We start from the raw sequence: 21,887 nt of genomic DNA on the forward strand, positions 1-21,887 counted from the left end.
GATGGACACCCAGATCACCCTCCCCACCTTCGATGTCGAGCGTGTGCGCGCCGACTTCCCCATCCTGTCGCGCACCGTGCACGAGCGGAAGGGCAAGCCCGGCAAGCCGCTCGTCTATCTGGATAGCGCCGCCTCCGCGCAGAAGCCGCGGCAGGTCATCGACGCCATGACCCGCTTCCTGGAGGAGGATTATTCCAACATCCACCGGGGCGTCCATTTCCTGTCGCAGACCGCGACCGACCAGTTCGAGGAGGCTCGCCGCAAGGTCGCCCGCTTCCTGAACGCCCCGTCGGAGCGCAACATCGTCTTCACCCGCAGCGCGACCGAGGCCGTCAACCTCGTCGCCCACAGCTATGGCCGGACCTTCCTGTCGGAAGGCGACGAGATCATCGTCTCGGTCATGGAGCACCACGCCAACATCGTGCCGTGGCAGCTCCTCCAGATGGACAAGGGCATCCGCATCCGCGTCGTCCCAGTGGATGAGCACGGCGTGCTGGACCTGAACGCCTACGAGGACCTGCTGTCCGACCGCACGAAGCTGGTGGCGATGACCCACTGCTCCAACGTGCTGGGCACGGTGACGCCGGCCAAGATCATCGCCCACATGGCGCACGAGCGCGGCGTGCCGGTGCTGTTCGACGGCAGCCAGGCCGCGGTGCACGGCGTGGTGGACGTCCAGGACATCGACGCCGACTTCTACATCATGACCGGCCACAAGCTGTACGGCCCGACCGGGACCGGCGTGCTGTACGGCAAGTACGATCTGCTGAAGAAGATGCCCCCTTATCAGGGCGGCGGCGACATGATCGAGAGCGTCAGCTTCGAAGGCACCACCTTCAAGGCCCCCCCGTCCCGCTTCGAGGCCGGCACGCCGGCGATCACCGAAGTGATCGGGCTCGGCGTGGCGCTGGACTACATGGAGACGCTGGGCCGCGAGGCCATCGCGGCGCACGAGCACGACCTGCTCCAGTACGCCACGCAGCAGCTCTCCCAGATCGACGGCCTGCGCGTCTACGGCACCGCGCCGGGCAAGGGTCCGATCATCTCCTTCACGCTGGAGGGCGTGCACCCGCACGACCTCGGCACCATCGTGGACCAGTACGGCGTCGCCGTCCGCGTCGGCCGCCACTGCGCGGAGCCGCTGATGGACCGTTTCGGCGTCGGCGCCACGGCGCGGGCCAGCTTCGCCCTTTACAACACGCGGGCGGAAGCCGACGCTCTGGTCGAATCGGTGATCGCGGTGAAGGAGTTCTTCGGAGCATGATGGACGAACTGCGCGAGCTGTACCAGGAAGTGATCCTGGACCACGGCAAGAACCCCCGGAACTTCCGGCATCCCGACGATGCCAACCGGGAGGCCAAGGGCGAGAACCCCATGTGCGGCGACCGCTTCATGGTCTATCTGAAGCTGAAGGACGGGGTGGTGGAGGATGTGGCCTTCCAGGGCCGCGGCTGCGCCATCTCCACCGCCAGCGCGTCCATGATGACCGAGGTGGTCAAGGGCAAGACCGAGGCGGAGGCCAAGGCCCTGTTCGAGACCTTCCACGACCTCTGCACCAAGGACGACCACGAGCATGGCGACCACGGCCCGGTGGACGAGGACGCCATGGAACGGCTGATGGTGCTGTCCGGCGTCCGTCAGTTCCCGGTGCGCGTGAAATGCGCCACCCTCGCCTGGCACGCGATGAACGCGGCCATCGAAGGCGAGGACAAGGCGAGCAGCGAGTAAGTTGCAGGAAACGGTGAAACGCGATGCCCGATGACGCGATCTCCAAGGAAGCCGACGCCGCGGAGGCCAGGCCGATGAACCAGACCGAAGCGGACATGGCCGCGGCCAAGGCCGCCTACGACCCGCGCGCCGCGCTGAGCGAGGCGGTGATCTCGGCGCTGAAGAGCTGCTACGACCCGGAAATCCCCGTGGACATCTGGGAGTTGGGGCTGATCTACCGCGTCGACATCGGCCCGAACAACGAGGTCGAGATCGACATGACCCTGACCAGTCCGATGTGCCCGGTGGCCGGCGAACTGCCGATGCAGGTGCAGCAAGCGGTTGAGTCCGTCGAGGACGTCACCACATGCAAGGTGGAACTGGTTTGGGAACCGCCCTGGCGCCAGGACATGATGTCCGAGGTCGCGCGGGTCCAACTGGATATGTTTTAAGGAGGCGAAGATCCCCATGGCTATGGCTTCTACGGCTTCTCTCCCCAAGGCCCTTTCCATCACCGACGCCGCGGCGGACCGCGTCAAGGCGCTGATGGCGAAGGCGACCGACGACTACATCGGCCTGCGCATCGGCGTGAAGGCGAAGGGCTGCTCCGGCCTCAGCTACGACGTGCAGTACGCCAAGGAAAAGATGAAGTTCGACGAGGTGGTGGAGGACAAGGGCGTCACCGTCCTGATCGACCCTGCCGCCGTGATGTTCCTGATCGGCAGCGAGATGGACTACGTCGACGACAAGTTCCAGACCGGCTTCGTCTTCAAGAACCCGAACGAGAAGGGCCGCTGCGGCTGCGGCGAGAGCTTCCACGTTTGAGCGGACACGGGAGGAGAGCGCCTATTCCTTGACCGGCGCAGGCGCTCCCCGTTCCCGATAGGACAGCAGATCCGGCGCTGCGTCCGGTGTGGGATTGCGCTCCAGATCGGCGATAAGCGCCTTCATCTCTCCAATTTCCCGCACCTGTGCCTCGATGATCCGATCCGCCAGTCCACGCACGCGCGGGTCGCGGATGTGGGCGCGTTCGCTGGTCATGATCGCGATGGAATGGTGCGGGATCATCGCCTTCATGTAGGACAGGTCGTCCACAGTCTCCTGGCTGCGGACCAACCACAGCGCACCGGCGAACACCACGATACCCGTTGCGACAATGCCGATGTTGGCGGCGGTGTTCCTGTACATGGTCCACATGAAGGCGATCATGATGATCGCCATCGTGGCTCCCATCACCACGGCCATCCAGGTCCGCGTCTGGCTGTAGAAGACATGGTCGAGGGCGTAGGTGTTCAGATACATCAGCCCGAACATCACGACCGTCGAGACCGCGACCATCGCCGAAAAGCGCCAATAGCTCATGACCTCTCGCTCCGCCGTCAAGCCCCATGACTGCGAACAGCGGACGGCAATCATCGTCCCTCGGGGGGTGGCGCCCCTGTCCAACGCCCCTTCCCGTCCCCACTCTCCATGCTAGAGTCCGTCTCCGCGACGCCGACACGGCCAAAACAAGGTTAGAGAAAAGCCCCATGGACAAAGGCACGCCCAAGGCCATCCGCCTCCAGGACTACCGCCCGCCCGCGCATCTGATCGACACGGTCGATCTGTTCTTCGACCTCGGCGAGGAGGTGACCACGGTCCGCGCGCAGCTCGGGCTGCGGCGCAACCCGGCGCGCGACGACGCGGCGGCGCTGCCGCTGACTCTGGACGGGCAGCGGCTGGAACTGGTGTCCGTGGCGCTGAACGGCCAGCCGCTGGGCGATGCCGACTACACCGTCACGCCGGACCATCTGACCGTCCACAGCGTGCCGGAGAGCTTCACGCTGGAAACCGTCGTCCGCATCAAGCCGCAGGAAAACACCGCGCTGGAGGGGCTCTACAAGTCCTCCGGCAACTTCTGCAGCCAGTGCGAGGCGGAGGGATTCCGCAAGATCACCTATTTCGCCGACCGGCCCGACGTGATGGCCCGCTACACCACCACGATCACCGCGGACAAGGCGCGCTACCCGGTGCTGCTGTCCAACGGCAACCTCATCGAATCCGGCGACCTGCCCGACGGGCGCCACCGCGCGGTGTGGGAGGACCCCTTCCCGAAGCCCTGCTACCTGTTCGCTCTGGTCGCCGGCACGCTGGTGCACCAGGAGGATCGCTTCCGCACCGCGTCCGGCCGCGACGTCACCCTGCGCATCTATGTCGAGCCGGGGAACGAGGACAAGGTCGACCACGCCATGCGCTCGCTCATCAAGTCGATGCGCTGGGATGAGGAGGTGTTCGGGTTGGAATACGACCTGGACATCTTCAACATCGTCGCGGTCGGCGACTTCAACATGGGGGCGATGGAGAACAAGTCCCTCAATGTCTTCAACACCAAATACATCCTGGCGAAGCCGGAAACCGCCACCGACCAGGATTTCCTGGGCATCGAGGCGGTGGTGGCCCACGAGTATTTCCACAACTGGACCGGCAACCGCGTCACCTGCCGCGACTGGTTCCAGCTGTCGCTGAAGGAAGGGCTGACCGTCTTCCGTGACCAGGAATTCTCCAGCGACATGAACTCGCGGGCGGTCAAGCGCATCGCCGACGTGCAGCGCCTGCGCACCGTGCAGTTCCCCGAGGATTCCGGCGCCATGGCGCATCCGGTGCGCCCGGACAGCTATGTGGAGATCAACAACTTCTACACCCCCACCGTCTACGACAAGGGGTCGGAAGTCATCCGCATGTACCACACGCTGCTGGGGGCGCACGGCTTCCGCAAGGGCATGGATCTGTATTTCCAGCGCCACGACGGGCAGGCGGTCACCTGCGACGACTTCGCCGCGGCGATGTCCGACGCCACCGGGGTGGACCTGACCCAGTTCAAGCGCTGGTACCGGCAGGCCGGCACGCCGGAGCTGGACGTGAGCGGTGTCTATGACGAGGCGGCCAAGACCTACCGCCTGACCGTCCGGCAGACCGTGCCCCCCACCCCCGGCCAGCCGGTGAAGGAGCCGATGCACATCCCGCTGGTCATGGGGCTGCTCGGTCCGGACGGGGCGGACCTGCCGCTGCGCCTGACGGGCGAGGCCGAGGCCGCCGGCACCAGCCGCACCCTGCACATCACCGAGGCCGAGCAGACCTTCACGTTCGTCGACGTGCCGGCCCGTCCGGTGCCGTCGCTGCTGCGCGGCTTTTCCGCCCCGGTGAAGCTGCGGGCCGACCTGACGGACGGTGACCTGACCTTCCTGATGGCCAACGACAGCGACGCCTTCAACCGCTGGGAGGCCGGGCAGACGCTGGCCACTCGGCTGCTGCTCTCCCTCGTCGCCGACCGGCAGGCCGGGCGGGAACTGGCGCTGCCCCAAAGCTTCATCGACGCGGTGGGCGCCGTTCTGAAGGACGCCGACCAGGACCCGGCCTTCGCCGCGCAGGCCCTGGTGCTGCCGACCGAAAGCTACCTCGGCACGCAGATGGAGGTCATCGACCCAGACGCGATCCACGCCGTGCGCGAGTTCGCCCGCCGCCGGCTGGCCGAGGCGCTGCGTCCGGGCTGGCTGGACACGCACCGCCGCAACGCGGGCAACGAGCCCTTCTCGGTGGACGCCGCCGCCATCGGGCGTCGGGCGCTGAAGAATCTCTGCCTCGCCTACCTCATGGCGCTGGAGGACGAGGAGGCGCTCGGCCTCTGCCTCGGCCAGTACCGCGGCGCCCAAGCGATGACCGACGTGATGGCGGCGCTGCAGTTCCTCAGCAACTCGAACGCTCCGGAGCGCGACGAGGCCATCGCCGGCTTCTACGAGCGCTGGAAGGGCGAAGCGCTGGTGGTCGACAAATGGTTCGGCGTGCAGGCGACTTCGCACCGGCCCGACACGCTGGAGCGGGTGACGGACCTGCTCGCCCACCCCGCCTTCGAGATCCGCAACCCGAACAAGGTCTACGCCCTGATCGGCGGTTTCGCGGCCGGCAACCCGGTGCGCTTCCACGACACCAGCGGAGCGGGCTATCGCTTCCTCGCCGACCAGGTCCTGCGGCTCGACCCGATGAATCCGCAGGTGGCGGCGCGCATGGTCGGCCCCTTCTCGCGCCTGCGCCGCTACGACGCAACGCGTCGCGCCCTGATGAAGGCCGAGCTGGAGCGCATCGTCGCCACGCCGGGCCTGTCGCCGGACGTCTTCGAGGTGGCGAGCAAGAGCCTGGAGGCGGCGGGCTGAGTGAAAAGAAAACGGGCCGGAGGGTTTCCCCTCCGGCCCGTCTCCTTAACCCCGCGCCGAAACGCGGGCGTCTTTACTTCTGCTCACCCAGGAAGGCGATCAGATCGTCCACCTTGCCGGCGTCCTTGATGCCCGCGAAGGCCATCGTGCCGCCCGGAACGACTTCCTTGGGGGCGGTGATGTAGGCCTTCAGGTTGTCCGGGGTCCAGACCAGACCGCCGGCGGCCTTCTCCTGCATCGGCTTGGAATACTTGAAGCCGTCGATCGAGGCGGCCGGGCGGCCGACGACGCCGAACAGCGACGGGCCGACCTTGTTCTTGCCCTGCTCGGCGGTGTGGCAGGCCATGCACTGCTTGAAGACATCCTTACCGGCGGCGGCGTCAGCGGCCTGCGCGGCGCCCGCGCCCATGGCAATGCCGGCGATCAGGGCGGCGCCCAGGATATGCTTGTTCATTGGTCAGATTCCCCCTTCCGGATGAGGCCGGCGTTCGGATGCCGGCAGGTTCGGGCGCAGCATACACATTCTGTGGTTAAGGCCAACCCCCCAACGTGTCGCGCCCACAGCACAAACACCAAATACGGGTTATTTCATCCAGGCGAGAAGAAGAACAAGAACAGCCACCACGACCAGCGCCGCCCACGGCACGTAAAAGCCGCTCCGACCCCGGGCGGCGGGAAGCGGAATGGGGATTTCCGGGGCGGGGGCCGCCACGGCGGGCGTGATCGGTTGCGGCGCCGCGGCACTCCGCGCCACGGGCCGCGCAACCACCGCAGGCGCCACTTCCAAGTCCGGTTCGGGGACCGGGTCGACCACCGGTTCGGGAGGCGGCCCACCGACCACCGCCGTGAATCGGTTGAAGAAATCGTCGGCCATCTTGCGTGCCGTGGCGTCCACCAGACGCGACCCGATCTGCGCCAGCTTGCCGCCGACCGTGGCGTGGGCGGTGTAGGTCAGGACCGTCGCCGCCTCGCCGTCCGGTTCCAGCGAGACCTTGGCGCCTCCCTTGCCGAAGCCGGCGGCCCCGCCGGAGCCTTCGCCGGTGATGGTGTAGCCGTTGGGCGGATCGAGATCCGACAAAGTCACCTTGCCGGAGAACTTGGCGCTGACCGGTCCCACCTTGGCCACCACCTTGGCGGTGAACTCCGTGTCGGAGGTTTTCAGCACCTCCTCGCAGCCGGGAATGCACTGGCGCAGGATGTCCGGATCGTTCAGCGCCGCCCAGACCTTGTCGCGCGGGGCCGTGATGCGCTGGCTGCCGCTCATGTCCATGACGTGGTCCTCCCCTGACTTCTTCTCACAGCCAAGCCATAGCCGGACGATACGGCAAGGCCGCGGCCGGCAACAGTCCCCCTTTCAGCCAGGAAGGCACCGTTCAGCGCGGGGCGGGCGGCACGCAGTTCTGGACGATCGGCGTGCAGGCGGACAGCGAGGCGTTGCCCGGATAGGACACCTGCTCCACGGCCCCGCCCGGCCCCAGGACAAAGGTCGCCTCGCACATGCCGGGGGAGGAGGAGCCGATCGGGAGCCCGAATCCCAGCCCGACGCCGACGCCGCTGGAGCCACCCCCACCGAAGCCGCCGACGCCGATGCTGCTGCCGCCCAGTGGGCTGACGGCCACGCCGGGATCGGACACGTAGGTGTAGTATTCCCGCCCGCCGGCCTGGGCCTGCCGCGCCGGAACCCCGGCGCAGGCGAGCAGCCGCTCCTTCGGCATGCCGACCAGTTCGGTCTGGGCACGCCGGGCGATCTGCGGGTCCGGCCCTGTGGCGCAGGAGGCCAGGAAGGCCCCGGCCAGCCCCAGAAAAGCCGCCGTCCCGACATGCCGAAGCGTCATGACCCTCGCCCTCCCACGCATCATCGCACGACTGGCACAACCCCGCCCACCGCTTGCGGTTCCCGGAGAAAGCCGGCTACCTAAACCGGAGCGTGCTTCCAGCACAGCCAGGGCGGGGCCGTTCCCCCTTTAGGGGACGGAAGGCCGGTTTCGGGTGTGACGGCGCTTTGACGGTTGATGGAACGGAGGATCGTGGTATGACTGACGATGGTATGGTTTCGACTAGCGACGGTTCTGCGATGACCACGGTCTACCTTGCGCTTGGCAGCAATCTGGGCGACCGCGCCGCCAATCTGGCGGCGGCGCAGCAACGGCTCGCTCCGCGGGTCCGCATCACGCTGGCATCGCCTGTCTACGAAACCGCCCCGATGTATGTGACCGACCAGCCGGCCTTTCTGAACATGGTGTTGCGCGCTCAGACGGCGCTGGGACCGTGGGAACTGCTGCGCCACGTCAAGAGCGTCGAAGCGGAGATGGGCCGCGACCTGGAGGGCGGCCTTCGCTTCGGACCGCGCCCCATCGACATCGACATCCTGTTCTATGGCGAGCTGGTGATGTACGCGCCGGAGCTGGAGATTCCCCATCCCCGCATCGCGGAGCGGGCCTTCGTCCTGGCCCCGCTCGCCGACATCGCGGGTGGCCTGCAGCACCCGGCCATTCCGCGCAGCGTCGACGATCTCCTGGCCGCGGTGCCGGGTCGCGACACGGTGGTCCGCACCGGCACGGAACTTCCGGTGGCGGTCTGACCTTGCCGAACAGGCGGGCGCCTGCGCTATAGTGGGCGCGGCGCAGCGACGAGGCGGCCGCCCCCGGCGGGGCATGGACCAGGGCCGCCACCCGCCAGGAGATGCTTTTTTTGGCCAACGACCCTGTTTCCCGACCCTTCGGCGCCGATCTGTCCGGCGCGGCGGCGACCTACACCATCCTGCTGCGCGACTTCACCGCCACCGTGTCGGTCGCCGGGCGCCCCGGACGCCCCACCGTCCGCATCAGCCTGGAGTTGAAGGTCAGCCACCCCGGTCTGAGCTTTCCCGACGACATCACCGCGGTCATGTCCTACGAGGACATCGTCGAGGATCTGCGCCGGCTGTGCGCGCAGGAAGCGCTGCCCGGTCCCGAATATCTGGCCGACCGCACCGCCGATCTGTGCTTGGCCTATCCGAAGGTGCGCCATGTGCGTGTCGAGGTGGAGCTTTCGTCCCCGCTTCCCGACACCGCCGGCTCCGGAGTCACGATCACGCGGAGCCGCGACGCGGATGGCTGAGCCCGTCCACCGCCTTCTATCGTGGTAATTCCATTGCCGGCATAGGCATCGTCGCGCTGTTCAGGCAAGAACACTCAGCGCTTTTCTACCCTTGCGCCGCCTGTGACAGTTTATTTCACGGCGCATGATTGTTGCGAAATACCGTATCTCGCGTACAATGGAAACGACGCCGCCTCAAGGCCGGCCGGAATGAACAGGGAGGGTAACATGGACCAATTGACGGCTCCGACCCTGTCGGAAATCCTGGACGAGCCCATCATCGTCGCCCTGATGAATCGGGACGGCATGACCGCTGAGACCCTACGGCAACTCCTCGAACAGGTTGGGCGCAATTTGCGCGACCGTGAGGACCGGCTGGCCGCCTGACCGGGTGAAGGTTCGCGGCGGATCCGGAACGAGCGGACCGCCGCGGGAGCCGGCCGGCTTCAGCGAACGGATATGACGCGGAAGGGGCGCTGCACTCCGTCATGCTCGGTGATGGAGATGTATTCCCCCTCGACCAGGGTATGGCGGTCGAAGCGGAAGATCGGCTCGTCGTCATCGCTGTCGTCGGCGTCATAATCGAACAGCCATCCCTTGCCCCGATGGGTGAGGTGGCCCGTCTGCTCGTCTTCCCCGCGCCAGAAGCGGCGGACCGTGCAGGCGGACTTCCGGCTGCGCCACTCCTCAAGGTCGAGGTGACCGTCCGCGGTCAGCGGAGCGGTGAATTCGTAACCATGCTCCGCGCTGCCTTCCGGATGGTCGGCGGTGCGGGCCAGTTCGAGGCGGATGGTCTTCAGGGGCACGGGCGTCGTCCTTTGCTGGCTGCCGAACAAGACAGCGCGTCGCGGTGTCACGACGGTTGGGGGAGCGCGCCGAGCGCACTCCCCGCCGTCCCCCGACGCGAACCCGTTAATGCCAACCGCAAGGGGGGCCGGTTGTTCCGTGCCTCCCCGCTCCCCTGGCGCACCGTCACGGTGCGGATGGGGCGTTTCCTTCCCGTCAGCCTCCTGCAACGCGGACTTGTGCCGCAGGGCGGGCTACAGGGCCGGGTGCTCGTGCATGAAGCCGTCCAGGACGACCGTCAGTTGACGGGCGTGGACGGTCTGCCCGTGGCTGCGGGCCCGTTCGATGTCCTCGCGGATGATGCGGGCGATCCGGCGGATGCCCTCGGCGTCGTGGGCGAGGCAGCAGCCCAGTTCCACCGCCAGGATTTCCGGCAGATGCTCATGCTCCGCGATGGCGTCGATTTCCGCTTCGGTCAGATCGCTGAGCGCGATGCAATCGTCGATCGTCAACATGGCGCGTTCCTTCCCGATTGCCGGGCCTTGCCCGGACCGGAGTCCGGGTGGCCCTTGTGGTTGAAAACCATCGGCGTGGAGGGCGCCCGTCGGTGCGGCGCCGCGCGTCGGATCGGAGAAGCCCGGCCGTTTTAAAAGAGCGGCCCCGTCGTCAGTGGGCCATCAGCACGGGCAGGCCGGCGTGATTCAGCACATAGCGGGTCACGCCGCCAAGGATCATTTCCCGCATCCGGCTGTGCCCGTAGCCCCCCATCACGAGGAGGTCGGACCCAAGCTCCGCGGCCTTGTTCACGATGGCTTGGCCAACGGGTTCCGATCCCGGCTTCAATATGGTTACCTGAACGTTAACGCCGTGCCAAGCGAGATAGTGGGCAATGCGACGTCCTGCCGCAGCCTGGGTGTTGGAGGTTTCGGCGGTCAGCACATGGACGGTGTCGGCACCGGTCAGGAAGGGCATCGCCCCGGCCAGGGCGCGAACCGATTCGGGGCTGCCGTTCCAGGCGAGCGCCACCGTGCGGCCGATCTCGTCCGGCAGGGTGGCGGGTGCCAGAAGCAGCGGGCGGGCCGCCCCCAGCAGGGCGCTTTCCACCGTCGCGTAAGCCTGGGTGTTGCTGTCCAGCGTGGTGTGGGCGAAGACCAGCAGGTCGGCCAGCCGCCCCTCGCGCGGCACCACCTCCTCGACGCGGCCGGTTTCCTCCCGCCACTGGGCGGTCGGCGCCTCGACGCCGGTGGGCATGTCGCGCAATTCGATGTCCGCGGCGCGAATCACATCGTCGAAGGTGCGGCGGGCGGTGTGGAGGTGGGTCTTCGACTCCCCTTCGGCGGCGCGCATGATCTCCTCGACCATCGCGCCGGACATGCCCTCGCCCAGCATGGGCACGGCGTCGCGCGGGTCCAGCGACACGAACAGGGCGTCGACATGGGCGTCGAATTCGCGCGCGATCTTCAGCGCGGCGTTCAGCGCCACCGTGTCGCCGTCGAGTCCGGCCAGCGGCACAAGGATCGTCTTGAGTGACATGATCTCCCCCCGGGCCGTTTCCGCCGGCCCATCTTCTGGACGGTGCCTGTCGGAACGGCGGCTGGATGCACCGTTTCCAGCGCCGCGCCGCCCTTATACTAGACCATGGGGAGCCGGCGGCGCCCGTTCCACCTGGAATTACACCAGTCGCTCCAGCACGGCCGCAAGCGTTTCCCCCGCATCCCTGCCAGCATTCGTGCGCAGCCACTCAAGCGGACCCAGATCATAGACAGCCTGCCGCTCGGCGACCTCCGCCGTGGCGTCGGAGGCGTCGCCGCGGCGGGCGGCGATGCGGGCGACGCGCGTGTCCAAGGGTGCGTCGAGCCAGATCCCGTCAAATCGCACGCCGGCTTCCGCCGCAAGACGGGCCGCGGCGGACCGCTCCTCCGGTCGGGCATGGACGGCGTCCAGCACCACGGCGTGCCCCGCGGCCAGCACGGTCCGCGCCCGCTCCAGCAGCCCGGCGTAGACGCGTTCGGTCACCGCCGGCGTGTAGGCCTCGGCGGGCAGCCGCTCCGTCTCCCCGACCCCGAACAGGCCCTTGCGCAGCGCGTCGGAGCGCAGGACGACGGCACCCGGCGACGCCCCCAGCGACGGCGCGAGGGCACGGGCCAGCCGGGTCTTGCCGCTGCCGGAAAGGCCGCCGACGGCGACCAGCCGCGGCGGCGGCGGCTCCAGCGCCGCCACGGCCTGGTTCAGACAGGCCACCGCCTCCCGCTCCCACCTCCGCGCCGTATCCGCGCCGGGGTGGAGCGCCGCCGTGGTGAGGGCGATCTTGGCGCGGATGGCCGCCCGTGCCGACAGGAACAGGGGCAGAAGCGCCAAGGCGCGGTAGTCCCCCGTCGCATCCAGACTGCGGTTCAGGAAGGCGTTGGCTTGTGGTCGCAGCCCCCGGCGCTCCAGATCCATCAGCAGAAAGGCGAGATCGTAGGCGACGTCGATGACCGCCAGCCCCTCGTCGAACTCGATGCCGTCGAACAGGACCGGCTTTCCCTCAAGAAGCACGATGTTCCGCAGATGCAGGTCGCCGTGGCAATGCCGGACGAAGCCGCCGCTCCGCCGGTCCTCCAGCAGCGTGGCCCGACGCTCCAACGCCTCCGCCGACCGCCCGGCCAGCCGCTCCACACGCTCCGCCGCGAACAGGGACGCTCCGGCGCGCAGCTCGGCGATGCTGCCCTCCACCACCTCCCGCATCGCGGCCGCCCCGCCGCCATCCGGGCGTGGCTCCGCGGCCGCGTGGAAGGCCGTGACGGCGTCGGCCAAGTCGCGAATCAGGTCGACGTCGAGGCCACCCCGCTCCGCCACGCGGTCCAGCAGGGCGTCCTGCAGAAAGCGGCGCATCACGACCAGCCAGTCCAGCGCCGTTCCACCCGCCGCGTCCTCCCCGCCGAAGGCGAGCGCGCCGTCCGGCCGCCGCACCACCGAGTCCAGGCCGAGATAGAGCGACGGCGCGGTGCGCCGGTTCAGGCGCAGCTCCTCCACGCAGGCCGCGCGGCGGCGTTCGGCCGTGGAGTAGTCGAGATAGGGGTAGAGGACCGAGCGCTTCAGCTTGTAGGCCCGGTCGCCCGCCAAAAAGACGATGGCGGCGTGGGTTTCGACACGCTCCACCGCCGCCCCGCCGTGGCTCGCCGGATCGGCGAGGAAGGCGGCCACCATCGGCGTCGGGTCCTGTGCCGGATCGGAAGCGGGGCGCTGCATGACGGCAGTCTAACACGCCGCCGCGATCCCCGATGAGCCCCGCCAAGCGCCTAGGCCCCGCAAACAGGGCAGCACTCCCACCATTGACGCGCAGGGGAGCGCGCACGACATCAGGGAGTAGCACCCTTACGCGCTTGCGCGGTGGTGCGGTGCAACGCGTAATGCCACAACCGCACCGGGATCGGACGCGGTAGGCTGGTGCAGCCGGAGTAGGACGGTCAACGATCGATCGGGAGCAGGCCGCCGTGCGTCATGGGACCTCGTGCCTCTGTCTGGTGGTTGCCATGGCGGGACTCGCGCTCGCTGGACCCGCGGGCGCGCAGACGGTGTCCATGCCCGACGACCGGATCGGCGACTGGAAGGTCGGCGGCCTTGCCTACAGCATCGGGGAAACGCCGGACACCAAGGTGTCCGACCTGCACAACAAGATCCGCATCGGCTCCTCCCTCCTGCCCAAGCTCGACGGCTACGCGGAGGTGCGTCCCTGGGTGTCCCTCGGCCCCAGCGCGCCGGATGGCAGCCTGCACGGCATGGGCGGCATCCTGATCGACGTTCCGCTGGGCGGCTCCTCCTTTGTCTTCACGCCGAGTTTCGGCGCTGGAACCCTTCCTGTCACCTCCCGCGATCCGGCGGCGGCGGGCAGCGTGGTCGAGTTCCGCTCCCAGCTCGAACTCGGCTACCAGTTCGAGAACAAGGCCCGCTTCAGCCTTGGCTACAGCCGCATCGACACCAGTGGCCCCACCGCGGATGCGGCCACACCGGCCAACAACGTCTTCGGATTCTACTACCGCATGCCGTTCGGAGCGTTCACCGGACGCTGAGACGGCGCCGCTTGTTTTGCGGCGCAACATGAACCATCCGCGAATCACTTGGCCTGTTCTCTGCCGCGGAGGCTGCGCAAAGGGGTTGGCAATACTCGCCTTAACCACTTGTTAATGACGGCTGGTTCTATTGACCCTGGGGACCAACGCCGGGGATTCGATCATGGCCAAGCGCAAGACCGCCACCGCAAAGACCGTCGAAGCCGCTCCGTCGCTTGAAGCGGCCGAGGCGCTCGCCACCGACACCGGGGCGGAGATCGTCCTGAACACCAACTTCGTGGCCATCGAGCAGGACGCGGTCGCCCTGCTGCACGCCGCCAGCCTGCTGGTCGAAGCCGACACGCCGGAGAAGGCGAGCCACGCGCTGGACCACAACCTGCGCCTCTGGGTCGCCATCAAGACGGTGCTCCAGAACGAAGAGAACACCCTGGACTCCGAGGTGAAGGCGAATCTGCGCAACCTCGCGCAGTATGTCACCGTCACCACCATGGAAGCGACCAAGGGCTCCATCGAGGCGCGCAAGCTGGTCTCGCTGTCGCGCATCAACATGCACATCGCGGAAGGCCTGCTGCACGGCCAGAAGACCCGCATGGTGCAGGAGCGCGCCTATGAGATCTGGGAGCGCGAGGGCCGCCCGAACGGGCGCGAGATGGACCACTGGCTGCTGGCCGAGGCCGAAATCGCCGAGATGCTCAACAACCGCTGACGGGGCCATACGGCGGCCGGATCGGCGGGGCGCCGCAATCCGGCCATTCCGTCAGGACATGACCGCCCGTGTCGCGGCAACGTGACGCGGGTGGTTGCGCTTGATAGCATCCGGGCGTGACTGCGCCTCCCCTCTCCCCCGCCCCCGCCCGTCCCGCGACGCCCCGCCATGTCCGCGTGGAGAACGTACCGCTCGGCATCGTCATGATGCTGGGATCGGTGCTGCTGTTCTCCGTGATGAACGTGCTGGTGAAGCTGCTCTCAGAGACGTACCCCGTCATCGAGGTGACCTTCTTCCGCAACGCCATGGCGCTGATCCCCGTGGCGGTGGTCATCTCGCTCCAGGGTGGCTGGATCAACAACCTGCGGACCGAACGGCCGATGGGGCATGTCTGGCGCTCGGTCGTCGGGCTGACCGCCATGTCGCTGACCTTCTGGTCCTTCAACCTGCTGCCGCTGGGCGACGCGGTGGCGCTGAACTTTTCGGCCCCGCTGTTCCTCACCGCCCTGTCGGTGCCGCTGCTTGGCGAAAAGGTCGGCATCCACCGCTGGAGCGCGGTGCTGGTCGGCTTCGTCGGCGTGCTCATCATGGTCCGGCCGTCCGGCGAGATGCTGACGCATCTGGGCGCCCTGGTCGCGCTCGGCGCCGCCTTCTGCCAGTCCTTCGCGATGGTGGCGATCCGTCAGCTCAGCAAGACCGAGCGCGCCAACACCATCGTCTTCTACTTCACGGCGATCACCACCCTGATCCTGGCGCTGGTGATGCCCTTCGTGTGGGTCACCCCGCGCAGCCTGACCGATTTCGCCCTGCTGTCGGCGACCGGCGTGCTGGGCGGCGGAGCCCAGCTGTTCCTGACGCGGGCCTATTCGCTGGCCCCGGCGGCGGTGGTCGCGCCCTTCAACTACGCCGCGCTCCTGTGGGCCGTGCTGTTCGGCTGGCTGCTGTGGAACGAGATGCCGACCCTGCACATGGTGTCGGGGGCCGCCGTGGTGGCGGTGAGCGGCCTCTACATCCTGCACCGCGAGACCCGCCGGCGCCTTCCCCCCAGCCCGCCCGCGATGGGCGGCGGCGGCGACTGATCCCCCCGAATCCGGCGGCCCGATCCGGCCGGCCTCACTCCGCCGGTTGCAGGGAGCGCTCCATGGCCCCGGCGAGCTGGCGCGGCGTCACCGGCTTGTGCATCAGTCCGAAACCATGGCGCACGGCGTCGCGCTGGCATTCGGGTCCGGTTTCCCCGGTCACGACGATGGCCGGAATCTCGGCGTCGAACAGCCGGCGGATGTCGAGGATGGCGTCGGTGCCGACCCTGCCCTCGCGCAACCGGTAGTCGGCGATGATGATGTCGGGCTTGCGGCTGGCCGACCGCAGCTTCTCCACCGCCTGCTCCCCCGAGCCGGCGATCAGGACCTCGTAGCCCCACTCGCGCAGGATCGCCTGAAGACCCAGCAGAACGATGGCGTCGTCGTCGATGACCACCGCCAGCCGTTCCGCCCCCGCGCCGGCCACCACCGGCGCGGAGGCCGGGGACACGGCTTCCACGGGCTTCGGCGTTTCGCCCAACGGCACCTCGATGGTGAAGACGGAGCCGACGCCGGGCGTGGAGCGGACGGTCACCGGATGCCCGAGAAGCTGGCCGATGCGCTGCACGATGGCGAGGCCCAGCCCGAGCCCCTGGCTGCGGTCGCGCTCCGGGTTGCCGACCTGATGGAACTCCTCGAAGATGCGGGGCAGATGCTCGTCCGAGATGCCGATGCCGGTGTCGGCCACGGTGATCCGCATCCATCCGTCCACGACCGTGCAGGTGATGACGATCTTGCCCCGTTCCGTGTAGCGGATGGCGTTCTCCACGAGGTTGCGGATCATCCGGCCCAGCAGCACGCGGTCGGAACGGATGTTCAGCGGGCATCCCTCCATCGTCCAGTCGAGCCCCTTGCCACGGGCCACCGGGGCGTAGCCCGCCGCGATGTGGTCGAGGAGAAGCGCCACCGGGAAGTCCTCCAGCGTCGGCTTGACCACCCCGGCGTCCAGACGCGACACGTCGAGCAGGCTGTCCAGCAACCCTTTCAGCGCATCCAGCCCGCTTTCCAGCAGGCGCAGCGCCTTCCTCCCCTTCTCCCCCTGGACATGGCTATGCAGCGCCCCGGAGAACAGGAACAGCGATTGCATCGGCTGGCGCAGGTCGTGGCTGGCCGAGGCGAGGAATTTCGATTTCGACAGGGCCGCCCGCTCCGCCTCCTCCTTGGCGCGCCGCAGGGCGTCCTCGGCCTCCAGGCGGTCGGTCACGTCGGTGTTGGTGCCGAACCACAGCACGACGGCGCCATCGGCGTCGCGCACCGGCAGCGCCCGCGACAGGAACCAGCGGAAGGCTCCGTCCCGTCCGGCCATGGGAAAGGTGTCCTCCCACGGTTCCCCGGTCTGGAAGGAGCGCCGAAGGCTGGCCGTGACGCGCTCCGCGTGGTCGGCGGGAAGGATCCCGTCCCACAGAGGACCGGAAGCGGCGTCCGCGCCCTCGACGACGCCCGTGTAGTCATACCATCTTTGATTGTACCAAAAGATCCGCCCGTCCGGGTGGGCCATCCAGGCGAGCTGCGGGATGGAGTCCGCCAGCGTGCGGAAGCGCAACCCGACCTCCTCCGCCTCCTCCTTGGCGGCCTGCATGGCGTTGCGCGCCTCGAAGATGTCGGTGATGTCGGTGGAGGTGCCGAACCAGCGCTCCTCTCCGGTCTCCGGGTCGGTGATCGGCAGGGCACGCTGCTTGAACCAGCGGTAGGTGCCGGCGGCGCTGCGGATGCGCGCCTCGGTGTCGAAGATCGTCCGCGCTTCGACCGACTGCATCCAAACCGTGAGAAGGCGCTTTCGATCGTCGGGATGAATGGACTCGGACCAGCCGAAATCCCGTGCCTCGTCCGCCCGCTGGCCGGTGTAGGACAGCCATTGCTGGCTGAGGAAATCGCAACCGCCGTCCGCCCGGCAGGTCCAGACCATCTGCGGAAGCGCTTCCAGAAGGGTGCGGTAGCGCTGTTCGCTGGCCCGCAGGGCGGCTTCCGCCGCGCGGTGGGCGGACACGTCGCGGAAGTAGATGGACAGGCCGCCGCCCGCCTGCGGATAGACGTTGAACATGGTCCAGCGCCGAAAGATGCCGGACAGCGCCTCGAACTCCCGCGGCTGCTGATCGGCCATGGCGGCCTCGAAGGTGCGGATGACCGTGTTGCCGGCCACATCCGGAAACAGGTCCAGCAGACAACGCCCGACCATGTCTTCGCGCGGGCGCTCGAACATCTCCTGGGCGCGCTTGTTCACGTAGGTGATCCGCCAGTCGCGGTCGATGGCGTAGAAGGCGTCGCCGATGCTTTCCAGGATCTGGTTCGCCTGCTCGACCGCGCGCTCCAGCGCCCGCTCGGCGAGAAGACGCTTGCTGATGTCCTGGAAATAGATCGCCAGACCGGCGGAGGACGGGAAGACCCTCAGGAAGAGCCAGACGCCGAGCGGCGCGAAGTAAGCCTCGAACTCGTCGGGATGGCGATCCCTCATGGCGACGTGCAGGCGGTCCCAGAGCACGGTTCCCATGGCGTCGGGAAAGGCCTCCCACAGCCGCTGCCCGGTCAGGTCGCTGCTGCCGCCCATCAGGCCGCGCGCGCGTCCGTTCATGTAGACGATGCGCCAGGACCGGTCGACCTCGTAGACGCCGTCCGTCGTGCTTTCCAGAATGGCGTGGGACCGCCGGTCGGCTTCCGCCGCGGCCTCCGCCACCTTCGCGCGGCGCTCCGCCTCCTCCCGCCGATTGTGGGAGCGCACCAGGGCCCAGGCGACCAGCGCCGCCACCGCCAGCGCGCCCACCCCGCCGCCGGCGACCGTATAGACCGTGCGACGCGCCGCCGCCTGGATCGGTTCGGCCGGGGTGCCGAGAGCCAGGAGCCAACCGGACGCGGCGATTGAGCCGGCCTTCGCCGACAGCACGTCCTCCCCCTGACGGGTGTGGGACAGGAAGAATTCCTCGCCGGTCCTCAGCGCCTGGATGAGGGCCTCGGGCGCCGGCTGCCCGATCGCCGGATCAAAGGCCGTTTCAGACCTCGTGCGGGCGACGATCCGACCGTCGCGGTCGAGCAGAGCGCCGACCCAGCTCGGCGTCACCACCTGATCGATCAGGACCTGACGCAGGGACCAGGCCCGCACATAGGCGGTCAGCACCAGCCGCACCTCGCCCACGCCCCACACCGGCACGCTGACCGCGAAGACCGGTTCCACCTTGCCGGCCGGGTCCAGGATGACGCCGCTGACCCAAGCCTCCCCCGACTGGAACACCCGCTCGACCTGGGCAGCCCGGGCGGCGGGATCGATCGCGCCGGCGTCCGGCTCCTGCGGCCGTTGGAGCAGGGTGACCAGGCCCTGGCGGTCGCGCACCTCCAGGGCGACCCAATCCGAACGCTGCCGCAGCGCACGCTCCGACCGCTCCTTCCAGACGGCGCGGTCGCCGATGTCCAGCGAACGGGCCGAGGACATGATCTCGAGCGCGCTGCGCGTCATAAGGATGCGCCCGTCCACCGTCCGCACCGCCGCGTCGGTGGCGTGGCGGACCAGCTCCTCCACCGACCGCTCCTGTTGCCGGTCAACCAGCATGATCGCGGCCACCGCAAAGGCGACAAGCGGAAGAAGCGCCAGCAGGGCCACAAAGGGGAGACGAAGGCGCATACCCGATTTTCACAGACTGTTGACGTCGCCCACTATAGAGAGGCACCCAAGCGACTCCCACAGAATCCGCCCATCTATCACTATTTTCAGGAGCGACCGCGTGGAGTTCTTGGCATTTTCAAATGAAAGTTGGAGGCGCCACAAAAAGTGGTAGTGCGCGGCGCACGGGGTGCGCAAGGCGACAGGGCGTTGAGGTGTCGATGTCCAAATATCGATGGCGGGCCTGCGGGAATTCGATTTGCCGCGGAGACAGGCGGGCGGCACATTGGTCCGATGCCTGATTCCATGCCCCGTTCCACCTCCGCCGGTCGAAGCGGCGACATCCGCTTCGGCGAGTTTGTCGCGCTCATGGCCCTTTTGATGGCGCTGACGGCGCTGTCCATCGACATCATGCTCGTCGCCTTGCCGGACATCGCCACCTCGTTCGGGGTGGTGCGGGAAAACGATCGGCAGCTCGTCATCACCGCCTACATGCTGGGCTTCGCGGTCGGGCAGCCCTTCCACGGACCGTTGTCGGACCGGTTCGGACGCAAGCCGGTGCTGGCCGCCGGTCTGGTGATCTTCGCCATCGGGTCGCTGGGCGCGGTCTTCGCCCCCAGCTTCACCGCGCTGCTGGCCGCCCGCGCGCTTCAGGGCTTCGGCGCCGCCGCCCCGCGCGTCGTCGCCATCGCCATCGTGCGCGACCGCTTCGTCGGGCGCGACATGGCGCGGGTGATGTCCTTCGTGATGATGATCTTCATCATCGTGCCGATCATCGCCCCGGCGCTGGGCGAGGGAATCCTGCATCTCGGCACTTGGCCGTGGGTGTTCGGCGCTCTGTTCCTGGCGGGCGTTGCCGCTTTCGCCTGGTCGATGCTGCGGCTGACGGAAACCCGCGCGCCGGAAGACCGGATGCCGCTGTCCCCCGCGGCGCTCGGCCACGCCTTCCACAAGGTGATGACGACCCGCGCGACGGTTGGCTACACCGCGGCGATGGGGCTGCTGTTCGGCGGGCTGCTGAGCTACGTCGGCAGCGCCCAGCAGATTTTCGTGGACGTCTATGGGCTGGGGGCGATGTTCCCGGTGGCCTTCGGCGCCATCGCCGGCGTGATGGCGCTCGCTTCCCTGGTCAACGCGCGGCTGGTCGGGCGGGTCGGCATGCACCGGGTGTCGCACGTCGCCCTGATCGGCTACACGCTGACCGGTGTCGCCATGGCGCTGCTCGGCTTTCCGGAGCATCCGCCGCTGCTCGGCCTCGGCCTGTTCATGGCGGCGATCTTCTTCTGCTTCGGCCTGATCGCGCCCAATTTCAACGCCATGGCGATGGAGCCGCTGGGCCATGTGGCGGGCATGGGATCGTCCTTCGTCGGCTTCTTCAGCACCGGTATGGCGGCGGTGGTCGGCTGGATCGTCGGCCAGTCCTTCGACGGCACCGTGCGCCCGCTGACCATCGGCTTCACCGTGCTGGGCGGGCTGGCGCTGCTGACGGTGCTGCTGACCGAACGCGGAACGCTGATGCGCTCCACCCACGCGGCCGCCGCGCCGCAACCGGGGGACTGACACCCGCGGAGGCATCGGGCGGCAGGGCGTCTCCGTCCTTGCCGCCGGTGTGCCCGATTGGGCATAACGTGCGCGACGCGCCCTGGAGGGCGCCCTGGCGGGCACGGGCCCATCACGCGCGGGAGGGGACGGTGTTCCGCAAATTCGTCTATCTGCTGGCCCTGGCGCGCGAGCAGCATTTCGGCCGGGCGGCGGAAGCCTGCCACGTCTCCCAGCCGACGCTGTCCAACGCCATCCGCCAGCTCGAGGACGAGTTGCGCGTGCCCATCGTCGAACGTGGGCAGAAATTCTCCGGCTTCACGCCGGAAGGGCTGAAGGTGCTCGAATACGCCCGCCGCATCGTCGCGGAGCGGGACGGGCTGTACCAGGAGCTGACGGCGCTGGGCCAGGGCCTGTCCGGCCATCTGCGGATCGGCGCCATCCCGACCGCCCTGCCCGCCGTCCCCCATGTGCTGGCCCGCTTCGCCGAACGCTACCCGCAGATCCGCTCCAGCGTGCGCTCACTCAGTTCGCGGGACATCCAGCGCGACCTCGACGGGTTCGAGCTGGACGCCGCCGTCACCTACCTCGACAACGAGCCGCTGAGCAACGTCCGCACCGTTCCGCTGTTCTCGGAGCGGTACTTCCTGCTGGCTCAGCGCCGCCAGGTCCGCGAGGGCGCCACCAGCATCCGCTGGGCGGACGCGGCGAAGCTGCCGCTGTGCCTGCTCACCCCCGACATGCAGAACCGGCGCATCGCCGACACCGCCTTCCGCATGGCCGACCGGACGGTGGTTCCGCTGATGGAGACGAACTCCATCGTCACGATCTACACCATCGTGCGCAGCGGTCTGGCGGCCAGCGTGGTGCCCAGCCAGCTCCTCACCCTGGTCGCGCTCCACCCCGATCTGGTGGCCCTGCCGCTGACCGAGCCGGACCTCACCTACGCCGTCGGACTCGTCTACGCCGACCGCGAACCGCCGGCCCCGCTCGCCAAGGCGCTGGCCGCCGTGGCCGCGGAACCGGGCCTCGCCGAGCGCGTGCGCGCCTTGACCGATGAGGCCCTGGCCCCCTGGGGTTCGTCAAAAGGGCTATGATCTCAAGGGCATAACCGTGAAGTCCGTGTGGTGATAGCGAAACCCTATCATCGCATCAGAAAATCAA

The 21,887-nt window shown here is 68.2% G+C and carries 22 protein-coding genes; 13 read left to right on the top strand and 9 right to left on the bottom strand.

All coding sequences use genetic code 11. The features are described from left to right. The first annotated feature begins 1 nt into the window (after position 1). Genes D3869_RS16380 through D3869_RS16395 form a run of 4 tightly spaced genes read left to right on the top strand, consistent with a single transcriptional unit; the run spans position 2 to position 2,532 of the window. Complete coding sequence (locus D3869_RS16380) at positions 2-1,264, top strand: cysteine desulfurase (RefSeq protein WP_137141035.1); 1,263 nt, start codon at positions 2-4, stop codon at positions 1,262-1,264. After that, positions 1,261-1,728 (top strand): Fe-S cluster assembly sulfur transfer protein SufU, encoded by a 468-nt coding sequence (sufU, locus tag D3869_RS16385; protein ID WP_109069516.1) that lies wholly within the window; start codon positions 1,261-1,263, stop codon positions 1,726-1,728. The genes D3869_RS16380 and sufU overlap by 4 nt, the downstream gene beginning before the upstream one ends. A 23-nt stretch (positions 1,729-1,751) precedes the next feature. After that, positions 1,752-2,159 carry an iron-sulfur cluster assembly protein gene (locus D3869_RS16390; protein WP_137141036.1) on the top strand — a complete coding sequence of 136 codons (408 nt, stop codon included), beginning with the start codon at positions 1,752-1,754 and terminating at the stop codon, positions 2,157-2,159. Between the two features lie 16 nt (positions 2,160-2,175). Further along, positions 2,176-2,532 carry a HesB/IscA family protein gene (locus D3869_RS16395; protein ID WP_137141037.1) on the top strand — a complete coding sequence of 119 codons (357 nt, stop codon included), beginning with the start codon at positions 2,176-2,178 and terminating at the stop codon, positions 2,530-2,532. 21 nt (positions 2,533-2,553) lie between these two features. Here D3869_RS16395 and D3869_RS16400 read toward each other — a convergent pair whose 3' ends face one another. Then, positions 2,554-3,069, bottom strand: a complete 516-nt coding sequence (locus D3869_RS16400; RefSeq protein WP_137141038.1) for a DUF305 domain-containing protein — start codon at positions 3,067-3,069, stop codon at positions 2,554-2,556. Between the two features lie 167 nt (positions 3,070-3,236). On the opposite strand from D3869_RS16400, the gene pepN reads away from it, so the two are divergent. Beyond that, on the top strand, positions 3,237-5,894 hold the full coding sequence (gene pepN / locus D3869_RS16405) for an aminopeptidase N (protein WP_137141039.1): 2,658 nt from the start codon (positions 3,237-3,239) through the stop codon (positions 5,892-5,894). Positions 5,895-5,967: 73 nt separating this feature from the next. Here the strand turns inward: pepN and D3869_RS16410 are convergent, their stop codons facing one another. The 3 genes from D3869_RS16410 to D3869_RS16420 form a co-directional block, all read right to left on the bottom strand. Beyond that, the gene (locus tag D3869_RS16410) at positions 5,968-6,348 is read right to left on the bottom strand and encodes a c-type cytochrome (protein WP_035676169.1); all 381 of its coding nucleotides are present in this window, start codon (positions 6,346-6,348) and stop codon (positions 5,968-5,970) included. 129 nt (positions 6,349-6,477) lie between these two features. Next, a complete protein-coding gene (locus D3869_RS16415; RefSeq protein WP_137141040.1) occupies positions 6,478-7,164 on the bottom strand; it encodes an SRPBCC family protein in 687 nt (228 codons plus the stop codon). A gap of 103 nt (positions 7,165-7,267) precedes the next feature. Then, the gene (locus D3869_RS16420) at positions 7,268-7,729 is read right to left on the bottom strand and encodes a hypothetical protein (protein WP_137141041.1); all 462 of its coding nucleotides are present in this window, start codon (positions 7,727-7,729) and stop codon (positions 7,268-7,270) included. 239 nt (positions 7,730-7,968) lie between these two features. Here D3869_RS16420 and folK point away from each other — a divergent pair, with 239 nt between their 5' ends. The 3 genes from folK (at position 7,969) to D3869_RS33105 (ending at position 9,359) form a co-directional block, all read left to right on the top strand. Further along, positions 7,969-8,475, top strand: a complete 507-nt coding sequence (gene folK / locus D3869_RS16425) for a 2-amino-4-hydroxy-6-hydroxymethyldihydropteridine diphosphokinase (protein ID WP_137141042.1) — start codon at positions 7,969-7,971, stop codon at positions 8,473-8,475. Between the two features lie 110 nt (positions 8,476-8,585). Continuing rightward, positions 8,586-8,993 (top strand): dihydroneopterin aldolase, encoded by a 408-nt coding sequence (locus D3869_RS16430; protein ID WP_247895888.1) that lies wholly within the window; start codon positions 8,586-8,588, stop codon positions 8,991-8,993. A 207-nt stretch (positions 8,994-9,200) separates the two neighbouring features. After that, a complete protein-coding gene (locus D3869_RS33105; RefSeq protein ID WP_174440004.1) occupies positions 9,201-9,359 on the top strand; it encodes a hypothetical protein in 159 nt (52 codons plus the stop codon). 59 nt (positions 9,360-9,418) lie between these two features. On the opposite strand, the gene D3869_RS16435 is transcribed toward D3869_RS33105, so the two are convergent. The 4 genes from D3869_RS16435 to D3869_RS16450 form a co-directional block, all read right to left on the bottom strand. Next, complete coding sequence (locus D3869_RS16435) at positions 9,419-9,778, bottom strand: hypothetical protein (RefSeq protein WP_137141044.1); 360 nt, start codon at positions 9,776-9,778, stop codon at positions 9,419-9,421. 234 nt (positions 9,779-10,012) lie between these two features. After that, positions 10,013-10,273, bottom strand: a complete 261-nt coding sequence (locus D3869_RS16440; RefSeq protein ID WP_137141045.1) for a hypothetical protein — start codon at positions 10,271-10,273, stop codon at positions 10,013-10,015. Between the two features lie 151 nt (positions 10,274-10,424). After that, on the bottom strand, positions 10,425-11,291 hold the full coding sequence (locus tag D3869_RS16445) for a universal stress protein (RefSeq protein ID WP_114858264.1): 867 nt from the start codon (positions 11,289-11,291) through the stop codon (positions 10,425-10,427). Positions 11,292-11,429: 138 nt separating this feature from the next. Beyond that, positions 11,430-12,989, bottom strand: coding sequence for an AAA family ATPase (locus D3869_RS16450; RefSeq protein WP_175426509.1), 1,560 nt, complete (start codon positions 12,987-12,989; stop codon positions 11,430-11,432). A 284-nt stretch (positions 12,990-13,273) separates the two neighbouring features. On the opposite strand from D3869_RS16450, the gene D3869_RS16455 reads away from it, so the two are divergent. The 3 genes from D3869_RS16455 to D3869_RS16465 all read left to right on the top strand — a co-directional run bounded on the left by D3869_RS16455 (position 13,274) and on the right by D3869_RS16465 (position 15,595). Continuing rightward, positions 13,274-13,810, top strand: coding sequence for an acyloxyacyl hydrolase (locus tag D3869_RS16455; protein WP_247895889.1), 537 nt, complete (start codon positions 13,274-13,276; stop codon positions 13,808-13,810). Positions 13,811-13,973: 163 nt separating this feature from the next. Further along, complete coding sequence (locus tag D3869_RS16460; RefSeq protein ID WP_137141047.1) at positions 13,974-14,516, top strand: DUF2934 domain-containing protein; 543 nt, start codon at positions 13,974-13,976, stop codon at positions 14,514-14,516. Positions 14,517-14,632: 116 nt separating this feature from the next. After that, positions 14,633-15,595 carry a DMT family transporter gene (locus D3869_RS16465; RefSeq protein ID WP_137141048.1) on the top strand — a complete coding sequence of 321 codons (963 nt, stop codon included), beginning with the start codon at positions 14,633-14,635 and terminating at the stop codon, positions 15,593-15,595. A gap of 34 nt (positions 15,596-15,629) precedes the next feature. Here D3869_RS16465 and D3869_RS16470 read toward each other — a convergent pair whose 3' ends face one another. Further along, positions 15,630-19,205 carry a hybrid sensor histidine kinase/response regulator gene (locus D3869_RS16470; RefSeq protein ID WP_137141049.1) on the bottom strand — a complete coding sequence of 1,192 codons (3,576 nt, stop codon included), beginning with the start codon at positions 19,203-19,205 and terminating at the stop codon, positions 15,630-15,632. 285 nt (positions 19,206-19,490) lie between these two features. Between D3869_RS16470 and D3869_RS16475 the strand changes: the two genes are divergently transcribed. Beyond that, the gene (locus D3869_RS16475) at positions 19,491-20,744 is read left to right on the top strand and encodes a multidrug effflux MFS transporter (protein ID WP_137141050.1); all 1,254 of its coding nucleotides are present in this window, start codon (positions 19,491-19,493) and stop codon (positions 20,742-20,744) included. Between the two features lie 131 nt (positions 20,745-20,875). Then, complete coding sequence (locus tag D3869_RS16480) at positions 20,876-21,820, top strand: LysR family transcriptional regulator (RefSeq protein WP_137141051.1); 945 nt, start codon at positions 20,876-20,878, stop codon at positions 21,818-21,820. Positions 21,821-21,887 lie beyond the last annotated feature (67 nt).

This window comes from Azospirillum brasilense (assembly GCF_005222205.1).
Lineage (GTDB): Bacteria > Pseudomonadota > Alphaproteobacteria > Azospirillales > Azospirillaceae > Azospirillum > Azospirillum brasilense_G.